Below are 23,881 nucleotides of genomic sequence, written 5' to 3' on the forward strand. Positions count from 1 at the left end.
TGAATATCTACCTAAATGGAATTATCGTGCAGTGCCGACTATTTAACAAACGCTAAAGTTATTAAATTTTCATTCCTTAGAGAGGGACTTCGTTTGTGTAAAAGCAGTTTCAACCGCCGAATTATCTAAAAAAAAGCGCCTGAGTTCCCCCAGACGCATAGCATAAAATAAACAAATTGTCAACCCTAACCTAACCGTTCAAAGCCTCAGCGCCGCCGGAAACTTCCAGAATTTCCTGGGTAATTGCCGCTTGCCGCGCCTTGTTATAAGTCAACGTCAAACTACGGATCAAATCGCTAGCATTCTCACTAGCATTATTCATCGCCGTCATCCGTGCAGCCAACTCGCTAGCAGCAGATTCTTGCAATGCCCGCAGCAATTGGTTGTTCAAATACAAAGGCAAAAGAGCCTCCAGAATTTGCGCCGGATCTTGCTCGAAAATCATGTCGCGCGGCAAACTCTTCATAGGAGAAGTAACCTTCTCCCGCGATACTTGAAACTGTCCGCCTTGCGATGTCAAGCGGAAGATTTCATCATCGGGAGTTTCCAAACCTTGGGGATCGAGGGGCAGCAAGGTTTGAATTACTGGGCGCGAACTAATTAGTGACACAAACTTAGTGTAAACTAGCTCAACTCTATCTACAGTTCCTGATAGGAACAAAGACAGCAATTCGTCAGCAATCATCGCTGCTTCCGGTGCTGTCGGGATTTGTTCCAAGTTCATGTAAGTAGCGTCAATCGGCTGTTCGCGGCGCTGGAAATACTGAGTAGCTTTGCGTCCTACCAAGATGTATTTGTAGTCTAAGCCTTCAGCTTTGATTTCCTTGGCGCGATTTTCGGCGTATCTGATGATGTTGTTGTTGTAGCCGCCGCACAAACCCCGATCGCCCGAAACTACCAAAAGTCCCACCGATCGCACTTCGCGTTTTTTCAGCAACGGCAAATCCAGGTTTTCAAACTGCAAGCGTTCCGCCAAACCGTATAATACCTCTGCCAGTCGATCGGCAAAAGGCCGAGTAGCAGTCACCTGTTCTTGAGCGCGGCGCACCTTAGCAGCAGCCACCAAACGCATCGCTTCTGTAATCTTTTTAGTGTTCTTGACCGACTTAATGCGATCGCGAATAGTTTTCAGATTGGCCATAACTTTCTCCTTACATCCTTGCCTGCATCTTCTTAATTAAAACCGCAGATTAACGCAGATTAACGCAGATTAACATCAGATTATCTGCGTCTATCCGCGTTAATCTGCGGTTAAAAATTCCTACTTGTCTACGCAGAAACCAAGAAACTTTGCTTGTATTCGGCGATGCCTTCTTTCAGCAGCTTCTCAGCTTCATCAGTCAATGCCTTGCCGCCTTGAACGATTTCGCCGTACTTCGGCTTGCTAGTCCGCAAATAATCGCGCAAACCAACAGTAAACTTGGTGACTTTTTCCACAGCGATATCATCCATGTAGCCGTTAATACCGGCATAGATTATAGCCACTTGTTCGTTCATCGGCAGAGGCGAACTTTGGTCTTGTTTCAACAGTTCCCGCAAGCGCTGACCCCGCGCCAATTGATTTTGAGTAGCTTTATCCAAGTCTGAAGCAAACTGAGAAAATGCTGCCAGTTCTTCAAACTGCGCCAATTCCAATTTCACCTTACCGGCTACTTTTTTCATTGCCTTAGTTTGAGCCGCAGAACCTACCCGCGATACAGAAATACCGGGGTTTACTGCTGGACGCAAACCAGAGTTAAACAAGTCAGAAGAAAGGAAGATTTGACCGTCGGTAATCGAAATTACGTTGGTAGGAATGTAAGCAGAAACGTCACCAGCTTGGGTTTCAATGATTGGCAAAGCTGTCATGCTGCCTTCGCCCAAATCGTCGCTCAATTTAGCAGCGCGTTCTAGCAAGCGAGAGTGCAGATAGAAAACGTCTCCAGGATATGCTTCGCGACCCGGAGGACGGCGCAGCAACAAGGACATTTGGCGGTAAGCCTGTGCTTGCTTGGAAAGGTCATCGTAAATGACCAAAGTGTGCTTGCCTTTGTACATGAAATACTCGGCTAAGCTAGCACCAGTGTAGGGTGCCAAATATTGCAGGGTGGCGGGGTCGCTAGCGTTGGCTGCTACGACAATTGTGTAGTCCATCGCGCCCTTTTCTTGCAGGACGTTGACGATGTTAGCTACTGTAGAAGCTTTTTGACCGATCGCCACGTAAACGCAAATTACGTTTTCCGATTTTTGGTTGATGATTGTGTCGATCGCGATCGCAGTTTTACCGGTTTGGCGATCGCCAATAATCAGTTCCCGCTGTCCTCTTCCCACAGGAATCATCGCATCAATAGCGGTAATTCCTGTTTGCATCGGTTCGTAAACAGAACGGCGAGAAACGATACCAGGTGCCGCAGATTCAATCAAGCGAGTCTCAGTAGTTTTAATTTCGCCTTTGCCGTCAATCGGACGCGCCAAAGCATCAACTACCCGTCCCAACATTGCTTCACCAACGGGAACTTCAGCAATTCTGCCAGTAGCAGTAACTGCCGAACCTTCTTGAATGCCGAGGCCTTGGCCCATCAACACTGCACCCACGTTATCTTGTTCGAGGTTCAGTGCGATGCCCACGGTGCCGTCGGCAAATTCTAGCAATTCGCCGGACATAGCTTTATCCAAGCCATAAATCCGCGCAATGCCGTCGCCTACTTGCAAAACAGTACCGACGTTAGAGACTTTTACATCTTGGTCGTACTGTTCAATTTGCTGGCGAATAATGCTGCTAATTTCGTCAGGTCTGATTGCTGCCATGTTAATTATTATGTGTCAGTTGTCAGTTGTCAGTCAGTCGATTTTAGATTTTAGATTTTAGATTTTAGATTTACTTCACAGATGAATCTGGGAGCTTGAACTTTGGTCTAAAATTTTGATCTATCCACGACTTAACTCGGGGGCTTGTACCCATTTTTGGGCGGGTCGATGTTTTCGGTAAGAAAGAATTGAGATTTGGTAGTAAGAATTTGGGACTAATAACTGGAAAACATAAATTCACTTATTCCTGCTTCCTGTTTGATTCTTCCTTCTTCCTTCTTCCAACTTCCATCGGACTGAAATCCGTTACATCTGTTACATCCGTTACATCCGTTACAGAATCCGTTGCCGAACTTCCTTCTTCCTTCAATTAAGAATTCAATCGAAGTCCCAGACGGCGCAATTGTCCCCGCAGGCTGGCATCAATTACTTGAGAGCCTACTTTGATTACCACACCGCCGATTAAATCTGCGTCAATTTTGGTTTCAATTTCTACGCTTCGAGCGCTGACCATCGCCTGCACCTTCTCGCGAACAGTCTGCTGTTGAGCATCTGAAAGCGGGACTGCCGATGTAACTTCAGCCAATACTGTTTGGTTTAGTTCTCGGAGCTTTGCCAAGTATTGTTGACCAATTCCTTCTAAAAAAAGAATTCTTCCTTTGTCTACTAACAGCTTCAAAAAGTTGTGCATCAAGGGGTTCATTTCTTCACCCGCTATTTGCTTAATCACGGCTTTTTTAGCATCAGCTTTAATCAGCGGATTAGCTAAAAATTGACGCAAATCTTCGGAACTTTCTAGTAGGCTAAGCAAAGAACGAATGTCTTCGCCGAACTTCTCTGAGAGATTGCTGGACTGAGCCAGTGACATCAAGGCAGATGAGTAAGGCTGTAAGACTGCTGTGCTAACGATACTCACTTTTTAGCCTCCCAGTAACGCAATGCTGCGATCGATTAAGTGGTTTTGGGCGTTTTCGTCCAAGCTAGCTTTTAACTGGCTTTCCACCTTTGCCATTGCCATTGATACGACAGCAGATCTCAGTTGGGCGATCGCTCTTTCGCGCTCCGCTTCCAACTCTTGACCTGCTGTTGCTTTCATGCGTTCAACTTCCTGCGCCGCTTGAGTTAGAATTGCTTCTTTTGCCTTCTTTGCGGTTTCTTCAGCCGTGGCACGAATTCGTGCCGCTTCTGCTTGTGCTTCAGTCAATTTTTGCTGTTGCTCTGATAGAGCTGCTGCTGCATCTTTTTGGCGTTTTTCTGCTTCTCTAATCGCCTCTTCGATGCCCGATCGCCTCTCAGTTAGGATTTTACCTAAAAAGCCGCGCCCGAAATAAAACAGCACTGCAATAATAATGACCAGGTTAATCAGATTGGTTTCTAAAATATCGAAATTGAAACCAAAACCACCTTCGCCGCTAGCTTCTGTGGCTAGCAATAAAACAGTCCCCATGATACTCTTCCATAATTGCGCGTGCAGATTTGGTGAACCGACGTTAAATTTAAGATTGCATCCACAATCTCAAACTTTTCGGTCTCGCTATTTGACCAGCGACGGCCCTAATAGCTTTTCGAGAATTTGGTGGCCCAGAGCATCTACTTGTTGCTCTAGCGAGCGCATAGCTTCTTGCTTTTGCTGCTCTATTTCTTGTCCTGCTTTTTCTCGCGCCACTTGAGCTTCTTGTTGAGCCTCAGCTACTTTTGCTGACCCCATTTTTTGAGCCTCAGCTTGAGCCGCAGCGATTACTGATTGAGACTGCTTGCGAGTTTCTCCCAGTTTATGCTCATACTCCTGCGCTAGTTGCTGAGCCTTTGCCAAGCGTTCTTTGGCTGCGATTTGGGTGTTGCGAATGTAATCAGCGCGATCGTCAATTGACTTGCTGAGCGGCTTGTAAAAAATTACATTCAAGACTGCGACGAGAATTAAAAACTGCACCGCCATCAGAGGCAGCGTAGCGTCTAAATCAAACAGTCCCCCTTCCTTTGCCGCTTCTTCAACTGCTAGTAATACTGTCCAGTGCATCATGATTTTTTGACGGCTTCCATCTAATTCGCTTAATCGAATTTAGACTTGAGATTTTGGATTAGAATAACCCTCCAAAACCTCAAATCTAAAATTTCAAATTATTATGCGAAGGGGTTGGCAAACAATAGCACTAGGGCTACGACCAAACCATAAATTGTCAACGCTTCCATAAACGCCAAACTCAACAGCAAGGTGCCGCGGATTTTGCCTTCTGCTTCAGGCTGACGAGCAATACCTTCTACAGCTTGACCTGCTGCATTTCCTTGACCAATACCAGGGCCGATTGCGGCTAAACCTACTGCCAAAGCGGCGGCGATTACGGAAGCGGCGGCAACTGTTGAATCCATGATGATTTTCCTTATCTAAAGTACAAAATTGAGAACAGAAAGTCTACAGAATTGTCCGATTTCACAGCAGTAATTTTGAGGAGAGAAAATTTTATTTTCCTCTTTCATCCTGTGCCATTTGTCGTTAGTTAATCGTGGTGTTCTTCGCCGTGACCGCCTTCTAGAGCTTCACCAATGTAGGCTGCGGCCAAGGTAGCAAAAATCAAAGCTTGAATTGCACTTGTAAATAGTCCCAGAACCATCACTGGCAAAGGAACAAATAAAGGCACTAGCAATACTAGCACTCCGACCACCAATTCGTCAGCAAGAATGTTGCCAAACAAACGGAAACTCAGAGACAGAGGCTTAGTGAAATCTTCTATGATTTTGAACGGCAGCATGAAAGGCACCGGTTCTACATAGTGGGCAAAATACCCCAAGCCACTTTTGCTGAGACCTGCATAAAAATATGCCAAAGATGTCAGCAGTGCAAATGCTACTGTCGTGTTGATGTCAGCGGTAGGAGCTCCCAATTCGCCTGATGGCAGCTTAATCAGCTTCCAAGGAATTAGAGCACCAGACCAGTTTGACACAAAGATGAACAGGAATAATGTACCAATAAACGGTACCCAAGGACGATATTCTTTTTCACCAATTTGGTTTTTAGCCAAGTCCCGAATATATTCCAGCGCATACTCCATAAAATTTTGCATTCCGCTGGGAATTCGCTGGATCTTGCTAGTTCCTAAAAGAGAAACTATAACTAAAACAGCAATTACAAACCACGAGGTTAGAAAAACTTGCCCGTGAACTTTGAGACCGCCGAGTTGCCAGTATAATTGCTGACCAACTTCCAATTTGGCGAGGGGGAAACGATTAAAGGTGTTTAGAACGTCAAGCATTGCCATTCAACGGGCTTCCCCATACAATTCGATGAGTTGAGTTGTGCTCTTCTTCCCTGATCTACCTGTAGTCTAGTCCTAATGCACTTCGGATCACGTAAACCATCAGCGCAGCTTTGTAAGTCAGAAATCCCAAAAATATCGGTAAAATCTGTAGCTGATTCCACTGTGTTCCTACTATCATCACCGCGAAAAACAGACCTAACCTGGTCTTGCTGATGCGTTGATTTTCGCTGCCGATTCGTTCAACATCTCTAGCCAACATCTTTAAGTAAACCACACCTGTGCTTGCCCCTAGCAAATAGTTGAGGGCAATGTTGAGTGAGTAAAAAATCCAAACGGAGATAAAAATAATCGCCGTAAAAGCAAGGGTATATGCCAACAACTCTTGTTGGAGGCGATAAAAATCTTGCATGGGATTGCTTGTCTCGGACGATGCTGTCGAGACTGTCTCGACAGTGCCAGCTTGAGGAATATCCTCGTTGGCTGGTGTGGGTTCGGTGGGTGTGTTTTGCGTGTTCACGAAGCTCAGAAACTAATGCAGGTAGCAGGCGAGTGCTTTGCAAACTCAGAAAAATCATACCACGCTGCGGTAACAATACTTAAAATAAAATTAATCATAATTTCCGGAATTTGGTGTCGGGCGCTTCGGAAACCTCAACCCGTTAAATGTCCGATCGACCTCACCCTACCTCTCCTACCGCCAGGCCCACTTTTTTATACATTGTCTTCGTGCCTCTCACTAAATAGTTCTCACTTAGTGAGAGAAAACAGAGGTTGATCGGGCGAATCGATGAGGTAACTCTCCCTTGTCTGCCTCTGCGCGCTACAAGAGTTAATTCAAATTCGATCTCATTCAATCACCTTAAACTCTTGAAGCGCCGGAATGAAATTTTTATTCTCGTGGCTCGATCGACTAAGTTTAATTAAAGCAAATCGCTCGATCGCGCCCAAAGCCTTCCATTGTGCCAAAGTAATAGTCAAATCAAACTCTTGGGCTTTGGCTGTCACAGATTCTGGTATGGTTGCAGCATCCATCCAGGGCGGATTTGGGTCGATCGCCAAATCAGTTCCAGATTTACCAGTATGTTTGATTAATACTTGGTTTAGCTGTTCTCGATATTGGAGAATTTCTGGACTTGTCAAACAAGGAAGCTCTACAATTGTTTGGCGTTCTGTTTGAGTAAAATGATTCCAGTCTTGCAACTTGAGTTTAATGCCGCAAGTATCTAACTTGAGGCGTACTTGCATTGGAATGCAGCGGAGGGCTTCTACAAAATCGGCTTCAAATTTAAAGAATGTCATAGATATATGGATTTGCCAATTAGATTTTTTTTATTAACCGCAGAGGGCGCAGAGAGCGCAGAGTAAGAGAGTAGAGAGAAATCGATGCAGGTTTTTTGCTTTCTATCAATAATTGCAGAAAATTGAATCAGGATTTATACTTAAGTAATATTATACAGTATTGACATGAATCCCGTAGACTACCTTCGGATTAGCTTGATAGACCGCTGCAATTTCCGCTGTCTCTACTGTATGCCGGAAGGTAGCGAGTTGGACTATGTATTGCAGCAGCAGTTGTTAACCCACTCGGAATTGCTAACTCTGCTGCGCGAAGTTTTTATACCTGTGGGATTTACTAAGTTTCGGCTGACTGGTGGGGAACCGCTGCTGCGCCCTGGGGTGGTGGATTTGGTGAGGTCGATCGCATCTTTGCCGGAAACGCGAGATTTGTCAATGACAACCAACGGCTTTTTGCTGGCGGGAATGGCCGAAAATCTCTACAATGCTGGTTTGCGCCGGATTAATATTAGTTTGGATTCCCTGGAACCCGAGACTTTTGATAAGATAATTGGTAGTCGCGGACGATCGCGCTGGATGCAAGTTTGGGAAGGAATTCAAGCGGCTTATCTAGCTGGATTTGACCCGCTGAAATTGAATGTTGTGGTGATTCCCGGTGTGAATGACGGGGAAATATTGGATTTGGCAGAGTTAACAATTAACCGGAATTGGCACGTTAGATTTATTGAGTTTATGCCGATCGGCAATGGCGACTTATTTGGCGATAAAGGTTGGGTAGCATCAGCAGATTTGCGGCAACAAATTAGCGACAAATACGGGTTGGCCGAGTCGGGAATTCGCGGTAACGGGCCGGCGGATGTGTTTCAAATTCCGGGGGCGAAGGGCACTTTAGGATTTATCAGCCAAATGTCCGAGTGTTTTTGCGATCGGTGCAACCGGATGCGTTTGTCGGCTGACGGGTGGCTGCGGCCTTGTCTGCTGAACGAAACGGGGCAAATTGATTTGAAAACTGCTTTACGGGATGGGGTGTCTACAGTCGAATTGCGCGATCGAGTGCGGCAAATATTAGAGATTAAACCGGAGATTAATTTCAAGCAGCGGGATTCGGGAACTACTCAGGGAAATTATAGCCGCACAATGTCTCAAATCGGCGGCTAATTATCTGATTATGCTGCTGTAGCCGCTACTGGTGCACATCTGCCTAATTTTTCCCAATCGGGTTTCACAGGCTGATAAGCGCAATAACATACAACAATTCGCTGGTTGGTATCAAAGGATGAGAATTGGTTGATACCGGTGACAACCCAGTCGCCATCACGTCCGTGAGTAATTCCGCTGGTGGTTTCTGGTTCCATTTGAGCATACTCGCGGATGCGATCGCCCACTTCGGGCAAAACCCCAGAACTGTCCCACTCTTCATGTAGGATATCTGTTAAAGAAGTCCCCGGCATCAACTGACGGTTTTCCCATCCAGTCGCGTCCATAGACTCAGATTTGTAAACAATCCAGGTTTCATTTGTCATTGTCGGTTTCTGCTATATACAACATGGTTTCATGCTAGGACAAGACCAGTATACTTTCTGCTTCTCTATCTCCAAACTGCGTAATGATGTCGATTTCGTCTCGCAGAATTTGAACAATTTTAGATGTTGAGCAATTGCCAACACGGAGATAAATAAATTTGGGAGGATGACCGTAAAGTAAACTCCGTTGATGAAAATCAGAATCTTTGGAAACAATCACAAAATCATTTGCCTTTGCATATTCCCAGATTACTGCATCATCAGTATTTGTCAGTCCTAGGGTTTTGACATGAGCAGAATCGGGATAAAAACCGATAATTCTCGGAGTGATTCGGTCTGAGAGGTTTTCGTCCAACAGTAGTTTCACAGGGATGCCACAAATAACTTTTTTTCACGATCTGCGGCAAAAGCAAGGCAGGCTTTGATGTCTGCCGAAGTTAGTTCGGAAAAATCTTCGAGAATTTCTGCTTCCGTCATGCCACCTGCGAGATATTCTAAGATATCGTAGACGGTGATTCGCATTCCCCGAATACATGGTTTGCCACTGCGTTTTCCCGGTTCAATTGTGATGATGTCGTGGTAGTCCATAAAGCAATATTTGGTACTAATAAGCGTAATTATAACTGCAAATAATCCTGGTTTGTTTAGGTCAGGATTTCAGGTTTGAGCAAGTAGGGAGAAAAAAAGAACCCTGACGTTGAAAGTAGCCAGGGCGGATCAGTTTTCTCATGGTCTGCGGCAAAAGCAAGACAGGCTTTGATGTCTGCCGAATTTAGTAGGGTTTTCCACCAATAAGACTCCAAAATTGGCGGCAGTCCGATCGACACGGGGCGATCGCCCCGACACCACAAGCAAGGCTACAAAATGCACCATCTGGCGGGGTCTAGCGGGTTTTGGGGTCATTGGATGGCTGGCAGTGTCACGGCTGGCAGAATTCCACTACAGGCAGAACTCGCGGGTCTAGCACAGGTCTAGCGCGGGCCTAACGTCTGGCGGGGTTGCCACGGTCGGAGCGATCGGAATGGAGCGGTGGCGGTCTAGCTTTTTTGCGTCACACACTCGACTGAGAACCCACAGCTTTTTTAAAAACTGGGATGGTGTGGGAGGGGGTGGCACGGTCGGAGCGGTCACAGCGCTGTGAGGTCGGAACGGTCAAAACGATGAGAGGCGTGGCAGATTTAAGTGGTGTTTTATGTAAATACTTTATGTGTTATTCTAAAAGGTAAATTTGAAAAAATCATTGAGGTAGTTGTTTATGACTGAATATCGTACTCGACATTATCTAAACGCTAATCTTGAGCTGAAATCAACTTCAGAAGGTGAGCAAGTCAAGGTTTCTTATCGACCACTCACTATAAACCAAAGTGTTTTTTCAACTTCTAAGGAATATGTAACTCCCAATTATCCCATTCCTGAACAAGCTTTCATTCATGCAAAGGGATGGTTGGATTGTATGAGGTATTCTTATACTACTCGTGAGATTACAAACGACAATGAAGATTCTTACAAAAAGGAATATGAGGAACTATTAGAGAATCTTGAAAATAATCGTTTTGAACAAGATGTTGATAATTCACGGGCTTCTAAGCAAGAACGAGAGTTAGCCTATCGACAAGGTTGGAAAAGTAAGTTAGACGAATTGAACAATACGGAAGTTAGAAATCGCGAGTAGGATACTTATAACATGAAGTAGCTGCAAGGGTTACAGGACTTAGGCGGGGAAATGTCGATTCCCCATTTTTTAATTTCAGGTTGTAAAATAATTTAACCAAAATGAAAATCATAAAAATTGCTCATGCTAACACAACTATTGAGACTGAAAATGAAAGAGAATCTTTTTCAATCAAAAACTATAATATACACAATTTCTTGCTACAACAGGAGGCGGAAATTATAGAAGAAACTCAAAAGGCTTTTGAAAAAATATTAGAGTACAAAAACAAACCACTACCTAAAACGAACGTCTTTGACTATTTATTAAGTTTTCCTCTACCTACTGATAAGATACGTGATGCAGGAATTAACGCAATTGAAACCTTATTCACTCAAAAAGAACGGCGAGAAGAATTTGCTAAACTTGTTATAAGAAAAACTATCGCAACTATTTTACCAAATATCACTAACCAAATGGAAAAAGTTGAAATTATATCTCTTGAAATAGCTCGAAAAAAATATCCTAGAAGTCGCAATCTTTCAATTGGCACTTATACTTTACATCCCCGTGATGGTTTACGTTTAACTCGTCTTGAACACTATCATAAAAATCTAGCTTTGGAAAAGGATGATGAGTTAATAGTTCTTCTCGGTCGGATGGGAGCTAAGTCTTTAAAAATTATGGAGATTGATAATTCACAGAAGTCAGGCACTATCAATACCGGGGTAGATACAGTTTTAGTTGATGCCAAGGGAGGTGTAAACTTTTCTAGTGAATTTGAGAAAAATAAAGATTTAGTTGTCAACTTTGAAGGTAATTATGTTGATATAGATTCAAATTTATTAGAAAATTCTTTATGGTTTTCTGATGACAGTAAACTTATTTCCATATTTGAGAGCAGACGATTTAATCTTAACAAAATACAAGAATACACTTTAAGAAATACTTATACAGAAACATTTGATTTTGATTTTAATTTAGCTGCTAGGTATTTAACAAATCAGGCTGATTTGAATGGTGAATATCAAGCTATTAGTAAAAAAGAAAGATTTTTTCATATAGAATTTGGAAAATAAAAATGATGGTTTCACCACCTATCATGATTTAGTAAGTTTTACGATATTTAGTTTTTAAACAGGGAGTGTAACAGTATGGATAAATCAGTAATTTTTGAAAAAGTTCAATCGTTTGTTGCGAATTATTACAAACTTGATTTAATTGAGGTTACTGTCAATACTAAGATTAATCAGGATGTAAAAACTGTAGATAAACCTCCAATCCCTGCTAACATACCTATACCTTTTTTGGGGGATGTGTTGGGTGCTATTTCGATATACGCTTCAGGTATGAGTTATTTAAACTCATCGCATTCTCTTGATAAATTTGAAATAATTATGGGGTTAGAAGAGGAATTTAATATTGAAATTCACGATGAAGAAGTGGATAAAATAGTAACAGTTCAAGAGGTTGTTGATTGTATTTTTCAAAAACTTAATGTTTAAAAATTAAAGATATCACACTATCTATTTTACAAGGGTTACAGGGCTTAGGCGGGGAAATGTGTGTTTCCCCGTCTAGCTTGATTTATAGATGTTTCAGCCTCTAAATCAGGATATGCTCTTATCCTGATTTAGTAAAATAACGTGCCTGATATTTGTCTTATTAACTGGTTCCCAGGCTCTAGCCTGGGAACCGAGATCCAGAGGCTCTGCCTCGCTAGCGGATAAAAACAGGAGGCAGAGCCTCATGGAATGTGTTCCCAGGCTAGAGCCTGGGAACGAGCAAACACCTACGCTTTGCGCTTCCGACGGCGAATCAGCACACTCATTACTTGCTTCGGATTAGCTGCACGCTGTAGCTGACTCCAATCGCCGACTTCCGCAAATCCCAGACGGTACAAAGTGAGTATGGTTTCCCTGACACCCTTGGGCGAACCTGTCACCGTTACACAAACCACATCCTGTTCCGATACTGCTGCTGAGTCGTCATTTGGCCGAGCAAATTTGTTGTCGTCAGGCAAGAATTCCTGTGACATAATTATGTTCTCCTGGTTTTGGGTTTTCTAGAAAAACCCAAAAACCCAGCCGCCCCGCATTTCAACGCATAGCAGGGCGGCTACAGAGGATGTTAAGATACTCCGTTAGCCTCCAGACTGCTGATACCAGTTTGGCGGTTAGCTGTCCATTGCTGCTAGTAACAGCTTTGGGCAGTGCAACTAGATTTTTGGGCGACGCGGGCTACTTCCTCTACAAGCAAAGCAACCTCTAACTTCAAAGCGTAGCCGCAGAGGGGGGCCTGTGTCAATCCATTTGGGATTTGGGATTTGGGAAAGGTGCGTCTGCTTTGAGATTGCTTCACTACCTTCGCAATCACAGAAAATCCTAGTACGTGCATCCAGGATTAACTGGGAACGAGCAAAACATTAGGAGACGGCAGTGCCGTCTCCCTACAATATTATTGTCGGTAGGGAGACGGCACTGCCGTCTCCTCTATATCATTCCGGTGTTACCGGAATTGATATCAGTCGCAATGACATATTTATCTTTTCTTAGTCGGCGGAGGCCGACTTTGTTTGACAAGAAGCGGTTTCAACCGCCGAATTATCTTGGTGTTAGCAATATTAGCTGTTTGGCAAAGATCGATCGCACTTCATCCAATCCGATCTCCACATCCGCCAAAATCTCTCCCACACTTCTGGTATTGCAACCTTGCAAAAACTTAAATTCAGCACTTGACAAATTGATTAATTGGTAGTTGCAATCAAACACTTGATCGCTCGGCCAACCGTGAATGCAAACACTCAACTCAGGCACTGCCGCCAAAAGTGCCTGATCGTCCGACCAATCCATTTTATGAATCGGCTTTTTACCCAAGAAAAACTCGTAATGCGTGATTTCCGTATCCAACAATTCAATTAATCGATAAAGCTCCCGTTCCGTCAAGCCTTTCGCTCTTTCTAGCAATTCCGGCGCTTTGCCCAAAAGTCGCTCTAACTGCCAATATCCCGGATTAGAAAAACCGAGAAATTCCAATCCCGAAGCGTCGATTAACTCGAACAAAGTCTCGATATTGTAGTCAATTTCCTGCGGGTGAACGTACATATCGGCAAAACATTCATCCCGCTGATTTTCTCCGGCCCAACGCTGTTTTTCGTACTTGACAAGGCGGTTATTTTCTGGTAAAGAAGCAAAGATTTCACGGCCGACTTTGACACCATCAGCATAGTCACCTTTTTGGTTTCCTTGCAGAAGCCCGATCGCCCTTTGCATCAGTTGAATCTCCCAGCGTCCGAGCTCAGCATACACAAAAATGTGCATCAAACCGCCGCTTGCCAACTTCGCCGCCAGCGCTTGAATGCCCCGAATCGGATCGGGCAAATGGTGCAGCACGCCGACGCAGTTGATCAAATCAAACTCGCCATCTAACTCGGCCGCATCGTAGATGCTGAGATGGCGAAAATCGGCTTCTCGCGCCCCGGATCGCCTGCAGCGTTCTTGTGCTACCTTCAAAGCACCGGAACTAAGGTCGATCGCCGTTACGGACGCTTCCGGGTTGAGGTGAATCAGGTAATCCGTACTCGAACCAGTGCCGCAGCCGGCATCTAAAATCCGAATATCCAGTTTTGGCGGCTTTTGGCCGGTGCAAAAATTGTAAGCATCAGGCCAACTCCAGCGCCAGTTGTACCCAGGGGGCGGTTCATCTGACAAAGGATCGGGCGGGAAGGGGAAAGTATCGTAAAGCCGCCGCACGGCAGCGCTGATATCAGGCGTAGTATCCATAGGTGAGGTAATAGTGCGTGGGTTTTGAGATTGGTTGTCAGTAGCTACGGGGTAACAGCGCTACGCCATCCACTTCTGTGGCTGCGTTACTCGCAACAAAAGTGTCGCTTCGCGATAGTTGGGCAAGCCTGAAACAGAGGGATCGGGCGATCGACTAACCCCTGATAGCCAAGCCCTGACAGCTTCTGCGTAATAAAACTTATCATTTTTTCTCATATAAGCTCTCTTAAATCTATACAATAAATCTCGACAGGCTTTTTAACAAATAAGGACTGTCAATAACCCACCGCTGAACTGTCGGGTAAAGCGGAGGCGTCTTTAAGCAGAAAGTTAAACGCCCAGAAAAAGGCAGAAGAAAATTTTTGATTTTCTTTTCCCTTAATTGACGGCACTGGCTGCAATCGCCCAAAGGCAACTCTCCTGCCGAGTCTTTTTTTCCACGAGTGTACGGGCGGAGCGCAGCGGAGGGAGTACCCCGTGCCTGCCTTCGGATCGGACATTTCCCGGCAGGCAGAAAGATGAAACCAAAACATTTTAATCTAAGAAAGTAAGCGCGCCCGAACCTCGTGACAGGTAAAGGCAAAAAGTAAACAAAGCAAAAATACCTACTTGAACCTGCATGAGAAGGCAGGGTTAGTCTGGGTAAATGCTACAACGATTTAGATAGGGAGCGAAGGAGTCTAATGACTGTAAAGGCAAGTGGTGGAAGCTCGGTTGCGCGTCCGCAACTATATCAAACTGTACCGGTCGCAACAATTTCGCAAGCAGAACAGCAAGACCGCTTCCTACAGCGGGGCGAACTCAGCGAACTGGCAAGTTATTTCAGTTCAGGGACTCTGCGGATCGATATCTCTGCGACGCTGACCCAAAACTCGGAACTGATAGTATCCCGCGCAGCCAACCGGATTTTTACCGGCGGTTCCCCGCTGGCATTTTTGGAAAGACCACAAGAACCTGCGATGGCTATGGCCGGTGCGGCTCGTGGCGGCTCGGCGAATGTCTCTGAAGGCATGAAACTGGGAAATGTCACCTACGTTGAAGGTCGCGCAGGCGGCGGCAACGGCTCAGGCGGTGGCGGATTCTTGGGGCTGGGAAATCTGTTTTCTGGCAACGGTGGTGGCTACAGCGGCCCAGTCCCAGCAGGATTTCAGCCGATCAATGTCTCGCGCTACGGCCCGGGCAACATGACCAAATCTCTGCGCGACTTGAGCTGGTTTTTGCGCTACATCACCTACGCAATTGTCGCTGGCGACCCGAACATTATTTCGGTGAACGTGCGCGGATTGCGGGAAATCATCGAAAATGCTTGCTCTTCGGCGGCCACAATTGTGGCAATGCAGGAAATGAAGGCAGCATCTTTGGGCTATTTCAAAAACAATGCAGAGGCAAGTGCGATCGTCGGACAGTATTTCGACGTAGCAATTACCGAATTCAAAGCTCCCACACCTTCAGACAAGGTGCGGCAGCGCGAAAGCAACGACCAGCAAGGCTTGCAACTGCCTCAAATCTACTTCAACGCAGCGGAGCGACGGTCGAAATTCGTCATGAAAACCGGCCTGTCTTCGGCCGAAAAGCTAGAAGTAATCAAAGCAGCTTACCGCCAAGTATTCGAGCGCGACATTAGCCGCGCATACAGCCAAAGCATTTCTGACTTGGAATCCAAGGTCAAAAATGGCGAAATCTCGATGAAAGAGTTTATTCGTCGCCTTGGCAAATCTCCTTTGTACCGCCAGCAATTCTACGAGCCGTTTGTCAACAGCCGCGCTGTAGAATTGGCCGCCCGCCACTTCTTGGGCCGCGGTTTGAGCTCGCGGGAGGAATTTAGCAAGTATTTTGCGATCGTCACTAAAGGCGGCTTGGCAGCCCTCGTAGACGCGATGGTTTATTCCCAGGAATATTCCGACTACTTCGGCGAAGAAACCGTGCCTTACCTGCGCGGTTTGGGCCAAGAAGCTCAGGAATGTCGCAACTGGGGCCCGCAAATTGATTTGTTCAATTTCAGCGCTCCGTTCCGCAAGGTTCCTCAGTTCATCACCTTGTTTGCGGGCTACACTCAGCCGCTACCAGACCAGCACGTTTACGGTGTTGGCAATGACCCCTTAGAAATTCAGTTCGGCGCGATTTTCCCGAAAGAAACTCGCAACCCCAAGAGCCGTCCGGCTCCCTTCGGCAAAGACACCCGCCGTATCCTGATCCGTCAAGGTGCAGGTATTGAAAACCAATTGAGCAACCCGGATGCCAGGGGCAAGGCTCCAGGCTCTCTGGGCCCCAAGGTCTTTAAATTAGACCAGCTCCCCGGTGGTTACACATCTAATAAAAAATCAATTCGCGGTGTGTCAGCAAGCAGCTACAGCAGTGCTTCCAGTGTCAAATTTACCGAAAGCTCCACCCAAGCGGTGATTCGGGCTGCTTACCTGCAAGTGTTTGGTCGCGATGTGTTCGACGGCCAGCGCCAAAAGGTAGCGGAAATTAAGCTGGAAAACGGCGACATTCCGATGCGCGAGTTTATTCGGATGTTGGCGAAGTCTGATGTGTTCCGCAATATGTACTGGAGCAAGCTCTACGTTTGTAAGGCGATCGAGTACATTCACCGCAGACTCCTGGGCCGCCCTACCTACGGCCGTCAGGAAATGAACGCTTACTTTGACATTTGCGCCAAGAAGGGTTTCTACGCGCTGGTTGACGGCATCATGGATTCTCTGGAGTACAACGAAGCTTTCGGGGAAGATACTGTACCCTACGAGCGCTACGTGACTCCCGCTGGTTTGTCGATGCGGACGATGCGATCGGGTTCCGTCGCTGAGCAAAATGTCCAAGCTGTGACGCCCGAAACTCCTCGGTTTATCGAACTTGGTGCAGCAGGCTCGCGGGGCGATATCGAGTTGCAAAGTCGGATTGCTCAAGGTGTCAGCAAGCGGCGTGAACAAACTAAGATGTTCAAGCTGACGACTACTTCGGACAAAGTAGCTTTGAAAACTTTAATTCAAGCTGCTTACCGTCAAGTTTTTGAGCGCGACATCAACCCGTATGTTGTGAAGAATGAATTCACGGCGCTGGAAAGCAAACTGGGCAACAATGAAATCAATCTCAAGGAGTTCATTGAGGCTTTGGGCTGCTCGTCGCTGTACGTCAAACAATTCTACGCACCTTATCCCAATACTAAGGTGATTGAGTTGGGAACCAAGCACTTTTTGGGCCGCGCTCCCCGCAATCAAGCGGAGATTCGGACGTACAACCAAATTTTGGCAACTAAAGGGATTAAGGGCTTTATCAACGCAATGTTGAACAGCGTTGAATATGCGGAGGCGTTTGGCGAGGATACTGTTCCTTACCGTCGCTTTCCGACTCTGCCTGCTGCGAATTTCCCGAATACCGAAAGGCTGTACAATCTACTCACCAAGCAGAATGATGAGTTGGTGGTTCCAAGCTTTGAGCCAGTAGCTGCTATTGACAGAAGTTAGATTGATTTGAGGTTTGAGATGTTAGATTACTGCTAATTTAACATCTCAAATTAGTTGAAGGGCTGGTATAATTGCCAGCCCTTTTTTTTGTATAATGTGGGGATTTTTAACCGCAGATACACGCAGATGCACGCAGATGAAGAGGATATGAAAGTTTTATTTGATTGGGGATAAAGACTTTTTTAATAGTCCTGGGAACAGAGTTAGGAAGGAGAGTGTGTGGTAAGAAACCTGGTTTATAGGGAAAATAAGACAAGTTTAAAAAAAGAATGCAATTGGTATTAATTTTGCTGGCTTTTACATCTGCCACGGGATTTGGTGAAGCAATTAGATTTGAAGTTTGAGATTTGAGCTAATCTAGACTTGATAATCACATCGGGGCGGGTGCAAGTGCCCGCCCTTTCTACATTCGGTTAACCGTACTAAAATAGCCACTTTGACGCGAGAACATTACCGCTAACTCTTCGTCTTTGATTTCAATATACAAAATCGTGATCGTTACAGACAGAGCGATTGTCTAGCGATCGGGTATTAGTGACTTCCCTTAATTCCCAGTCTGCAAAAATTAGGTATAATTGGTGAGTGCGTATTTTAATAAAAGTAAAAAAAAATACCAATCTAGGGAAGGTCAAAACCCAGATATAGCAATCCTTGCAGGAGTCGTAAACTTTTTACCCCAGCCCAACCCTCCCCTTATCAAGGGGAGGGAGTAAGAAATTCACAAATGATGCGAGGAGTGCTAGAGTGAGGAGTCATTCCCAATCTCAAATCTAAAATTGTACAAGCTACATCGAGATCTTGGCGACCAAATAAAATATTAGAATCAACGGGTACTTGTTCTGATTAGTAAAGTAGCAAAACGAATAAACTATTAGGGCATAATGTTGTGAAAGATGGAACAGGGTATGGAACTAAATTTACAGAAATTTTATAGCGCCTGCAATCCCAGCTACACCCTGGCAGTAGCAAATCAAAAAGACCGACAATACTATATCGATTTCTCTTCAGTGCGGGGTGGCACAATCGTCGAACAATTGGAGCGCACCATCAGCCGTCTGTCCCCCGATGCACCTACCTGTCAATTATTCACCGGTCACATCGGCTCTGGTAAATCAACAGAATTGCTGCGGCTGCAAACTCAATTGCAGCAACAAGGATTTCATGTTGTTTACTTTGAGTCGAGTAAAGACTTAGACATGGCAGATGTCGATATCACTGACATTTTGTTGAGCGTTGCTCGTCAGGTGAGCGAAAGCATTGAGAAAATGAAAATCAAGCTGCAACCGAGGGGTTTTAAAGCTTTGCTCAAAGGGGTTGCTGATGTTTTTCAAACTCAAATAGACTTGAGCGCTGAAGCTAATGTCCCTGGTGTTGGGGAAATAAATGCCAGCACGGAGGGAGAATTTTCTCTAGCGCTGGGAATTGGCAAAATTACGGCTAAGGCGAAAGATGCTCCGAATCTGCGATCGGAGTTGAGGCAATATTTGGAGCCGCGAACTAACGTAATTTTAGATGCGCTGAATAAGGAGTTGTTGGAGCCGGCTAATCAAGAACTCAAACGCCAAGGGAAACAAGGACTTGTCGTAATTATCGACAATCTCGATCGCATACACCTGTGCGCGAAACCGACGGGGCGGCTTCAGCCGGAATACCTGTTTGTCGATCGCGGCGAACAGTTGGCAAGACTAAATTGCCACGTCGTGTATACAATTCCTTTGGTGCTGATTTTCTCTAACGACTTGGGCCAGTTGACCAATCGATTTGGGGTAGATCCGAAGGTTTTGCCGATGGTGCCGGTGCAGTTGAGCGACGGTTCTGAGTGCTCTGAGGGTGTGGAATTGCTGCGGCAGATGGTTCTGGCGCGGGCTTTTCCGACGGTGCACCCTTCACAGCGCTATGCTTTGGTAGGCAAAGTTTTCGACTCTGCGGAAACTCTCGATCGCCTGTGTCGAGTTAGCGGGGGTCATGTCCGCAATTTGCTGCAACTGCTGTATAGCTGTCTGCAGAAACAAGACCCTCCTCTGTCGCGGGAAACTTTGGAAAATGTGATCATCCAGCGCCGCCACCAGCTTACTTTGGCGATCGAACCGGAGGAGTGGGAATTACTGCGCCAAGTATCCGCTACCAAAACTGTGAACGGGGAAACTAAATACCAAATCTTGCTGCGAAGTCTCTGGGTGTTTGAATACCGTTACGGCGAGGATTATTGGTTTGATGTCAACCCGATTTTGGCTGACGCCAAGGAGTTTCGGCAAACAGTTGACAGTTGACAGTTGACAGTTGACAGTTGACAGTTGACGGTTGACGGTTGATAGTCACTCGGCGATTGAAATCGCTGTCGAGAGTCAAACGAAGTCCGCCTGCGCGGACTAAAGAATAAGAGCGGTATTGTAGCAGGATCTGGTATTAAAACTCACAACAGTCAACCGTTAACAGTCAACCGTCAACAGTCAACCGTCAACTAACAAAAATGATTAAAGGCACTACTAAACTGTTAGCAGTAATTGGTCATCCGATCGCACATTCTTTGTCGCCGGCGATGCACAATGCTGCTATTTCCCACTTGGGAGTCGATTTTGTTTACCTCCCATTTCCGGTAAAACCAGAGGATTTAAAGGTTGCTCTTGCAGGATTTGCGGCGATCGGCGTTCGGGGATTTAGCATCACGATTCCGCACAAACAAGCCATCTTACCGCTGTTGTCGGATGTTTCCCCGATCGCGCGCTCGATCGGCGCAGTCAATACCGTATACCTGACTGACAAAGGTTGGTGCGGTACAAATACAGACGTTGAAGGCTTTCTCGCGCCGCTGCAAACCCCCCCAACCCCCCCTTACCAAGGGGGGGCTAAAGACGCGATCTCTCCCTTAGAAACGGGCAATACGGCTGTTGAATCCTGTCCCCCCCCTTACCAAGGGGGGGCTAGGGGGGGTTCCGATTGGAGTCAGAAAGTAGCGGTAATTTTGGGGAATGGGGGGGCGGCGAGAGCTGTTGTGGCTGGATGCGCTCAATTGGGATGTGCAGAGATTCACGTTGTCGGCCGCAACGAACAAAATTTAGGGGAATTTCAGCAGAGTTGGGTCAATTCTCCGATGCCCGTGCAGAATTTGCAGGTGCATACTTGGAATGATTTGTCAAGGTTAATCTCGCAGGCAGATTTGCTGGTGAACACGACGCCTGTGGGGATGTATCCGCAGGGGGAAAAGTCGCCGGTTGCGGCTGGTGAGATCGATCGAATTTCAGCAGGTGCGATCGTCTACGATCTAATTTACACCCCTAATCCTACCCAGTTTATCAAAGACGCACAGCTTCGGGGAGCGCTAGCTATTGACGGACTCGAAATGCTCGTTCAACAAGGAGCAGCCGCCTTGAAAATTTGGCTGGACACAGAATCAGTCCCAGTCGATGTGATGCGCCAAGCCCTGCGGCAGCATTTAGGCTTAGACTGATGCTATTGGCGATCGCGGTAGGGAAACAGCGCAGTGCCTTTTCCCTACCTGATGTTGAAAATTTGATCGTGAATTCGCGCTAAGCTGAGAATTAAAATATACTGGCGCTGCCATTTATGAAATTTCGAGCTATCAGCCTTTTTTTTGCTACTTGCGCGATCGGAATTTTTAGTTTGGTATTCACTCCACCTGCTTGGGCTCTGACGCCGATTAAACTTTCCGACCTTTCTTATCACGAATGTCCGGCCGAAATGGCAGAAGGAACTGTCACTAGCGGCAGTTCTATGGAAGCTACCTGCTTTTTGATTACTGGGAAAGCTGAAAATAGCAGCGGGAAACCAGTTGTCAATGCCGATATTTTCGGCCGCATTTATGATGCCGACGACAATCCGGTGATGCAAAACCGCACTCGTTTGGGATCTATAGAAGAAGTTCCTCCCGGAGTTAGCGATTTTCAGATCAGAATTTCGGTTGCCTCCAATCAACGAACACCTTTGAAGCTCAAGCAGTTTAAAGCTACAGGTTTTACTGGCGTGGTTCGCCGCTAATGAAACTCTTTGAGATTTTAGATTGCTGAGAAAGAGATTTTGGGTTGGCTGCCCGTGAAACTGCGATGCAGTTTGAGATTTGAGATTTGAGATTTGAGATTTGAGATTGTTGAGTGGCTGGCAATTTGTCATTTCTAATGTACGATGAACTCCCCAGCTTTTCAACCGGGGAGTTTATCTAAAAATGTCAAATCTAAAATTTAGTTGCAGGCAGCTAGGTCTGGCAAACAAGTTATGCTCGATGCTTAAAAACTTAAGCTTTTCAAACTATAAAGATGTTTGCAAGTTGGTCAAAAGACCGATCAAGAATTCCGAGCCGAACTGAAGTACAAAAAACGCAATCAGTGGCGAAAAGTCAATCCCTCCCAAGGGGGGGATAATCGATCGGAATAGATTCAGGTAAGGATCTGTTAACTGACTCAAAATCGAAAACGGGGGGTCATACCAATTGATATTGGGGAACCAGCTTAACAGCACCCTAAAAATCATTAGGACTACATAGATTTGCAGAAATGTGGACAGCGTGGTTGCCAAAAGGCCTATGGAATAACTCATATATTCTGGTTGTAGTTCGAGTAAAGTTTACAGACACTTTAAGTTTGAGTTTAGCATAGCTGGAGGAGTGGGGGGAGTGGGAGTTGGGGAGGCCAGGAGCGTTTTTGTTGTTCCTTGTTGCTTCTGTCTCCCCCTTTTAGCTGGAAAAATGAAGAGAGAAATGTGCGACAGTTGACCGATCGCCCGCATTGATCTGCCAGACCGATCTAAAATCGTACATTGATTCACGAGTCTTGGGCGATCGAACCCTCGCTGCTGTGCGCCGGCGCGTTGCCGTTTACGTCGCCGAGTTGCAGCCGCACGTCATCTATTGCCTGATTTAGCTGGGCAATTTTATCTTCCAAACTCAGCCTTGCTACTTCCATCCCTTCGGCTTCGAGTTGGCTTGCTTTCTTCTGGCGAATCTTTCTTACCTTTGCGTCTGAAGGTTCGCTCAGCATAGCTTCAGCAGCGCGCCGCGACAGCACCGCGCCCAAAACTGCACCCACCAAGCCGCCAACTGCCGCTCCTGCAATAAATCCCCCTGTAAAACCCTCTCGATTACTCATGGCTCAACTCAACTGCGCGATATTTCCGTGATTTGTCTATTTTGACACTCTCTGGAATAATCAACCTGGAGATTGTTAGTTGTCGGGTAAGGCGAGAATTCCGACTTCTTGGTTGAAGCGGATCATTTCCAAAGATCGATCGCCATAGAGGTCTTCAATGTGCTCTAAGCAGCAGTCGATCGCGAAATCGTTCAATTGGGCCGGCTCAACGCCGTACATTTCCTGAAACACCTCTGAGTCTACCCGACAAAAGCGCGGTCGATCGCCATAAATTCCGCATTCTCGGGTCGCTTTGTCAAAATTGATACACCAACCGTCATCTCCGACTAAGCTCAAGTAGAGCGCTAATTCGTCTTCAGATAAATACTCGTCTAAGTCTGGGCGCTCTGTTGGGTCGAGGTAACAACAAGCACCGCACTGCTTTACGCAACGCCAAGTAGCCATAGTTTGATTTTAGATTTTAGATTTTAGATTTTAGATTCGGAGCATTATGTGGAAAATGCCAAACTCTAGGAGATTGGGGCTCTTCAAGTATATCAATTGCCAGTGCCCGAGGCGGATCTCCTCCCGGGGCGTTCGATTTTAGATTTGAGGTTTTAGATTCCGCTCACTTTCGGGGAAGGGGCATCAAGTCCCTGGTTTGCTGTCACTGAGAGGTTGATCGTTCTTTACATTTTGTTGACTTTTGTAAATTTCCTTAAACAAGAGGGACAATAGCCCGGTAAAATCAGAAGCGGATTTTCTAATTCAACAATCTAGACTTAATAACTACAGTCAGGAGGAGACATGGACTTTATAACCGATATTTTCAGCGGCCTGGGCGGTGTAAACTACCAACTCATTGTTCAGGTAGCTTTACTCGCAGCCGTCGTGCTCAGCGGCCCGATCGTAATTTTTCTGCTCGCAGCTAAAGGCGGCGATCTGTAATTATAGCACGCTCCTGGGCGATCGAGAGTTGGGAGTTTTGAGTTTTAAATTAGGCAAAATTCACAACGCTCGATTGCCAATTCATGCTGCACGAGATTTTT

General features: G+C 45.9%; 30 protein-coding genes. 10 read left to right on the forward strand and 20 right to left on the reverse strand.

Going from position 1 to position 23,881, the window contains the following annotated elements; genetic code table 11:
* Positions 1 to 190 precede the first annotated feature (190 nt).
* The 10 genes from QUA58_RS26090 to QUA58_RS26135 form a co-directional block, all read right to left on the reverse strand.
* A complete protein-coding gene (locus tag QUA58_RS26090; RefSeq protein ID WP_333396891.1) occupies positions 191 to 1,141 on the reverse strand; it encodes a F0F1 ATP synthase subunit gamma in 951 nt (316 codons plus the stop codon).
* 128 nt (positions 1,142 to 1,269) lie between these two features.
* Complete coding sequence (atpA, locus tag QUA58_RS26095) at positions 1,270 to 2,787, reverse strand: F0F1 ATP synthase subunit alpha (RefSeq protein WP_333255889.1); 1,518 nt, start codon at positions 2,785 to 2,787, stop codon at positions 1,270 to 1,272.
* A gap of 241 nt (positions 2,788 to 3,028) precedes the next feature.
* The gene (locus tag QUA58_RS26100; protein WP_333255887.1) at positions 3,029 to 3,157 is read right to left on the reverse strand and encodes a hypothetical protein; all 129 of its coding nucleotides are present in this window, start codon (positions 3,155 to 3,157) and stop codon (positions 3,029 to 3,031) included.
* Positions 3,158 to 3,703 carry an ATP synthase F1 subunit delta gene (gene atpH / locus QUA58_RS26105; RefSeq protein ID WP_332968033.1) on the reverse strand — a complete coding sequence of 182 codons (546 nt, stop codon included), beginning with the start codon at positions 3,701 to 3,703 and terminating at the stop codon, positions 3,158 to 3,160.
* Between the two features lie 3 nt (positions 3,704 to 3,706).
* Positions 3,707 to 4,234 carry a F0F1 ATP synthase subunit B gene (locus QUA58_RS26110; RefSeq protein ID WP_265233915.1) on the reverse strand — a complete coding sequence of 176 codons (528 nt, stop codon included), beginning with the start codon at positions 4,232 to 4,234 and terminating at the stop codon, positions 3,707 to 3,709.
* A gap of 87 nt (positions 4,235 to 4,321) precedes the next feature.
* Positions 4,322 to 4,807: a F0F1 ATP synthase subunit B' gene (locus QUA58_RS26115; RefSeq protein WP_333255885.1), complete on the reverse strand. Its 486-nt coding sequence runs from the start codon at positions 4,805 to 4,807 to the stop codon at positions 4,322 to 4,324.
* Between the two features lie 101 nt (positions 4,808 to 4,908).
* Entirely contained in the window at positions 4,909 to 5,154 is a 246-nt protein-coding gene (gene atpE / locus QUA58_RS26120; RefSeq protein WP_242717122.1) for an ATP synthase F0 subunit C, read from the reverse strand.
* 128 nt (positions 5,155 to 5,282) lie between these two features.
* Positions 5,283 to 6,041 (reverse strand): F0F1 ATP synthase subunit A, encoded by a 759-nt coding sequence (atpB, locus tag QUA58_RS26125; protein ID WP_333255883.1) that lies wholly within the window; start codon positions 6,039 to 6,041, stop codon positions 5,283 to 5,285.
* 55 nt (positions 6,042 to 6,096) lie between these two features.
* Entirely contained in the window at positions 6,097 to 6,558 is a 462-nt protein-coding gene (locus QUA58_RS26130) for an ATP synthase subunit I (RefSeq protein WP_333396893.1), read from the reverse strand.
* Between the two features lie 329 nt (positions 6,559 to 6,887).
* Entirely contained in the window at positions 6,888 to 7,340 is a 453-nt protein-coding gene (locus QUA58_RS26135; protein ID WP_333255881.1) for a nitrate reductase associated protein, read from the reverse strand.
* Between the two features lie 165 nt (positions 7,341 to 7,505).
* On the opposite strand from QUA58_RS26135, the gene moaA reads away from it, so the two are divergent.
* A complete protein-coding gene (gene moaA, locus QUA58_RS26140; RefSeq protein WP_333396896.1) occupies positions 7,506 to 8,495 on the forward strand; it encodes a GTP 3',8-cyclase MoaA in 990 nt (329 codons plus the stop codon).
* Positions 8,496 to 8,503: 8 nt separating this feature from the next.
* Here moaA and QUA58_RS26145 read toward each other — a convergent pair whose 3' ends face one another.
* The 4 genes from QUA58_RS26145 to QUA58_RS26160 form a co-directional block, all read right to left on the reverse strand.
* On the reverse strand, positions 8,504 to 8,860 hold the full coding sequence (locus QUA58_RS26145) for a hypothetical protein (RefSeq protein WP_333396898.1): 357 nt from the start codon (positions 8,858 to 8,860) through the stop codon (positions 8,504 to 8,506).
* 34 nt (positions 8,861 to 8,894) lie between these two features.
* Positions 8,895 to 9,227, reverse strand: a complete 333-nt coding sequence (locus QUA58_RS26150) for a DUF5615 family PIN-like protein (protein ID WP_333396900.1) — start codon at positions 9,225 to 9,227, stop codon at positions 8,895 to 8,897.
* A complete protein-coding gene (locus QUA58_RS26155; RefSeq protein ID WP_106332354.1) occupies positions 9,224 to 9,448 on the reverse strand; it encodes a DUF433 domain-containing protein in 225 nt (74 codons plus the stop codon). Before QUA58_RS26155 ends, QUA58_RS26150 begins: the two co-directional genes overlap by 4 nt.
* A gap of 138 nt (positions 9,449 to 9,586) precedes the next feature.
* The gene (locus tag QUA58_RS26160; protein WP_333396903.1) at positions 9,587 to 9,763 is read right to left on the reverse strand and encodes a hypothetical protein; all 177 of its coding nucleotides are present in this window, start codon (positions 9,761 to 9,763) and stop codon (positions 9,587 to 9,589) included.
* Positions 9,764 to 10,115: 352 nt separating this feature from the next.
* On the opposite strand from QUA58_RS26160, the gene QUA58_RS26165 reads away from it, so the two are divergent.
* From QUA58_RS26165 to QUA58_RS26175, 3 genes are all read left to right on the forward strand, one after another.
* Entirely contained in the window at positions 10,116 to 10,532 is a 417-nt protein-coding gene (locus tag QUA58_RS26165; protein ID WP_333396904.1) for a hypothetical protein, read from the forward strand.
* Positions 10,533 to 10,633: 101 nt separating this feature from the next.
* A complete protein-coding gene (locus tag QUA58_RS26170) occupies positions 10,634 to 11,590 on the forward strand; it encodes a hypothetical protein (protein WP_333396908.1) in 957 nt (318 codons plus the stop codon).
* Between the two features lie 75 nt (positions 11,591 to 11,665).
* Positions 11,666 to 12,016 carry a hypothetical protein gene (locus QUA58_RS26175; protein ID WP_333396911.1) on the forward strand — a complete coding sequence of 117 codons (351 nt, stop codon included), beginning with the start codon at positions 11,666 to 11,668 and terminating at the stop codon, positions 12,014 to 12,016.
* Positions 12,017 to 12,303: 287 nt separating this feature from the next.
* Here QUA58_RS26175 and QUA58_RS26180 read toward each other — a convergent pair whose 3' ends face one another.
* Positions 12,304 to 12,549 carry a hypothetical protein gene (locus tag QUA58_RS26180; RefSeq protein WP_333396914.1) on the reverse strand — a complete coding sequence of 82 codons (246 nt, stop codon included), beginning with the start codon at positions 12,547 to 12,549 and terminating at the stop codon, positions 12,304 to 12,306.
* Between the two features lie 89 nt (positions 12,550 to 12,638).
* On the opposite strand from QUA58_RS26180, the gene QUA58_RS26185 reads away from it, so the two are divergent.
* Positions 12,639 to 12,782, forward strand: coding sequence for a hypothetical protein (locus tag QUA58_RS26185; RefSeq protein WP_333396916.1), 144 nt, complete (start codon positions 12,639 to 12,641; stop codon positions 12,780 to 12,782).
* A gap of 332 nt (positions 12,783 to 13,114) precedes the next feature.
* On the opposite strand, the gene QUA58_RS26190 is transcribed toward QUA58_RS26185, so the two are convergent.
* Positions 13,115 to 14,293: a class I SAM-dependent methyltransferase gene (locus tag QUA58_RS26190; protein WP_333396919.1), complete on the reverse strand. Its 1,179-nt coding sequence runs from the start codon at positions 14,291 to 14,293 to the stop codon at positions 13,115 to 13,117.
* Positions 14,294 to 14,353: 60 nt separating this feature from the next.
* Complete coding sequence (locus QUA58_RS26195) at positions 14,354 to 14,509, reverse strand: hypothetical protein (RefSeq protein WP_333255870.1); 156 nt, start codon at positions 14,507 to 14,509, stop codon at positions 14,354 to 14,356.
* 467 nt (positions 14,510 to 14,976) lie between these two features.
* On the opposite strand from QUA58_RS26195, the gene QUA58_RS26200 reads away from it, so the two are divergent.
* From QUA58_RS26200 to QUA58_RS26215, 4 genes are all read left to right on the forward strand, one after another.
* Entirely contained in the window at positions 14,977 to 17,754 is a 2,778-nt protein-coding gene (locus tag QUA58_RS26200; protein WP_333255866.1) for a phycobilisome rod-core linker polypeptide, read from the forward strand.
* A 905-nt stretch (positions 17,755 to 18,659) separates the two neighbouring features.
* On the forward strand, positions 18,660 to 20,024 hold the full coding sequence (locus tag QUA58_RS26205; protein WP_333255857.1) for a P-loop NTPase fold protein: 1,365 nt from the start codon (positions 18,660 to 18,662) through the stop codon (positions 20,022 to 20,024).
* 200 nt (positions 20,025 to 20,224) lie between these two features.
* Positions 20,225 to 21,202 carry a shikimate dehydrogenase gene (locus QUA58_RS26210; protein ID WP_333396923.1) on the forward strand — a complete coding sequence of 326 codons (978 nt, stop codon included), beginning with the start codon at positions 20,225 to 20,227 and terminating at the stop codon, positions 21,200 to 21,202.
* A gap of 116 nt (positions 21,203 to 21,318) precedes the next feature.
* A complete protein-coding gene (locus QUA58_RS26215) occupies positions 21,319 to 21,750 on the forward strand; it encodes a hypothetical protein (protein ID WP_333255854.1) in 432 nt (143 codons plus the stop codon).
* Between the two features lie 267 nt (positions 21,751 to 22,017).
* On the opposite strand, the gene QUA58_RS26220 is transcribed toward QUA58_RS26215, so the two are convergent.
* The 3 genes from QUA58_RS26220 to QUA58_RS26230 all read right to left on the reverse strand — a co-directional run bounded on the left by QUA58_RS26220 (position 22,018) and on the right by QUA58_RS26230 (position 23,297).
* Positions 22,018 to 22,305, reverse strand: coding sequence for a YggT family protein (locus QUA58_RS26220; protein ID WP_333255852.1), 288 nt, complete (start codon positions 22,303 to 22,305; stop codon positions 22,018 to 22,020).
* Between the two features lie 224 nt (positions 22,306 to 22,529).
* Complete coding sequence (locus QUA58_RS26225) at positions 22,530 to 22,853, reverse strand: hypothetical protein (RefSeq protein WP_333255850.1); 324 nt, start codon at positions 22,851 to 22,853, stop codon at positions 22,530 to 22,532.
* Positions 22,854 to 22,928: 75 nt separating this feature from the next.
* On the reverse strand, positions 22,929 to 23,297 hold the full coding sequence (locus QUA58_RS26230) for a YkgJ family cysteine cluster protein (protein WP_333255848.1): 369 nt from the start codon (positions 23,295 to 23,297) through the stop codon (positions 22,929 to 22,931).
* 342 nt (positions 23,298 to 23,639) lie between these two features.
* Here QUA58_RS26230 and psb30 point away from each other — a divergent pair, with 342 nt between their 5' ends.
* Positions 23,640 to 23,780 carry a photosystem II reaction center protein Ycf12/Psb30 gene (psb30, locus tag QUA58_RS26235; protein ID WP_333255845.1) on the forward strand — a complete coding sequence of 47 codons (141 nt, stop codon included), beginning with the start codon at positions 23,640 to 23,642 and terminating at the stop codon, positions 23,778 to 23,780.
* Positions 23,781 to 23,881 lie beyond the last annotated feature (101 nt).

Source organism: Microcoleus sp. N9_A1, from assembly GCF_036701795.1.
In the GTDB taxonomy this organism is placed as follows: Bacteria; Cyanobacteriota; Cyanobacteriia; order Cyanobacteriales; family Microcoleaceae; genus Microcoleus.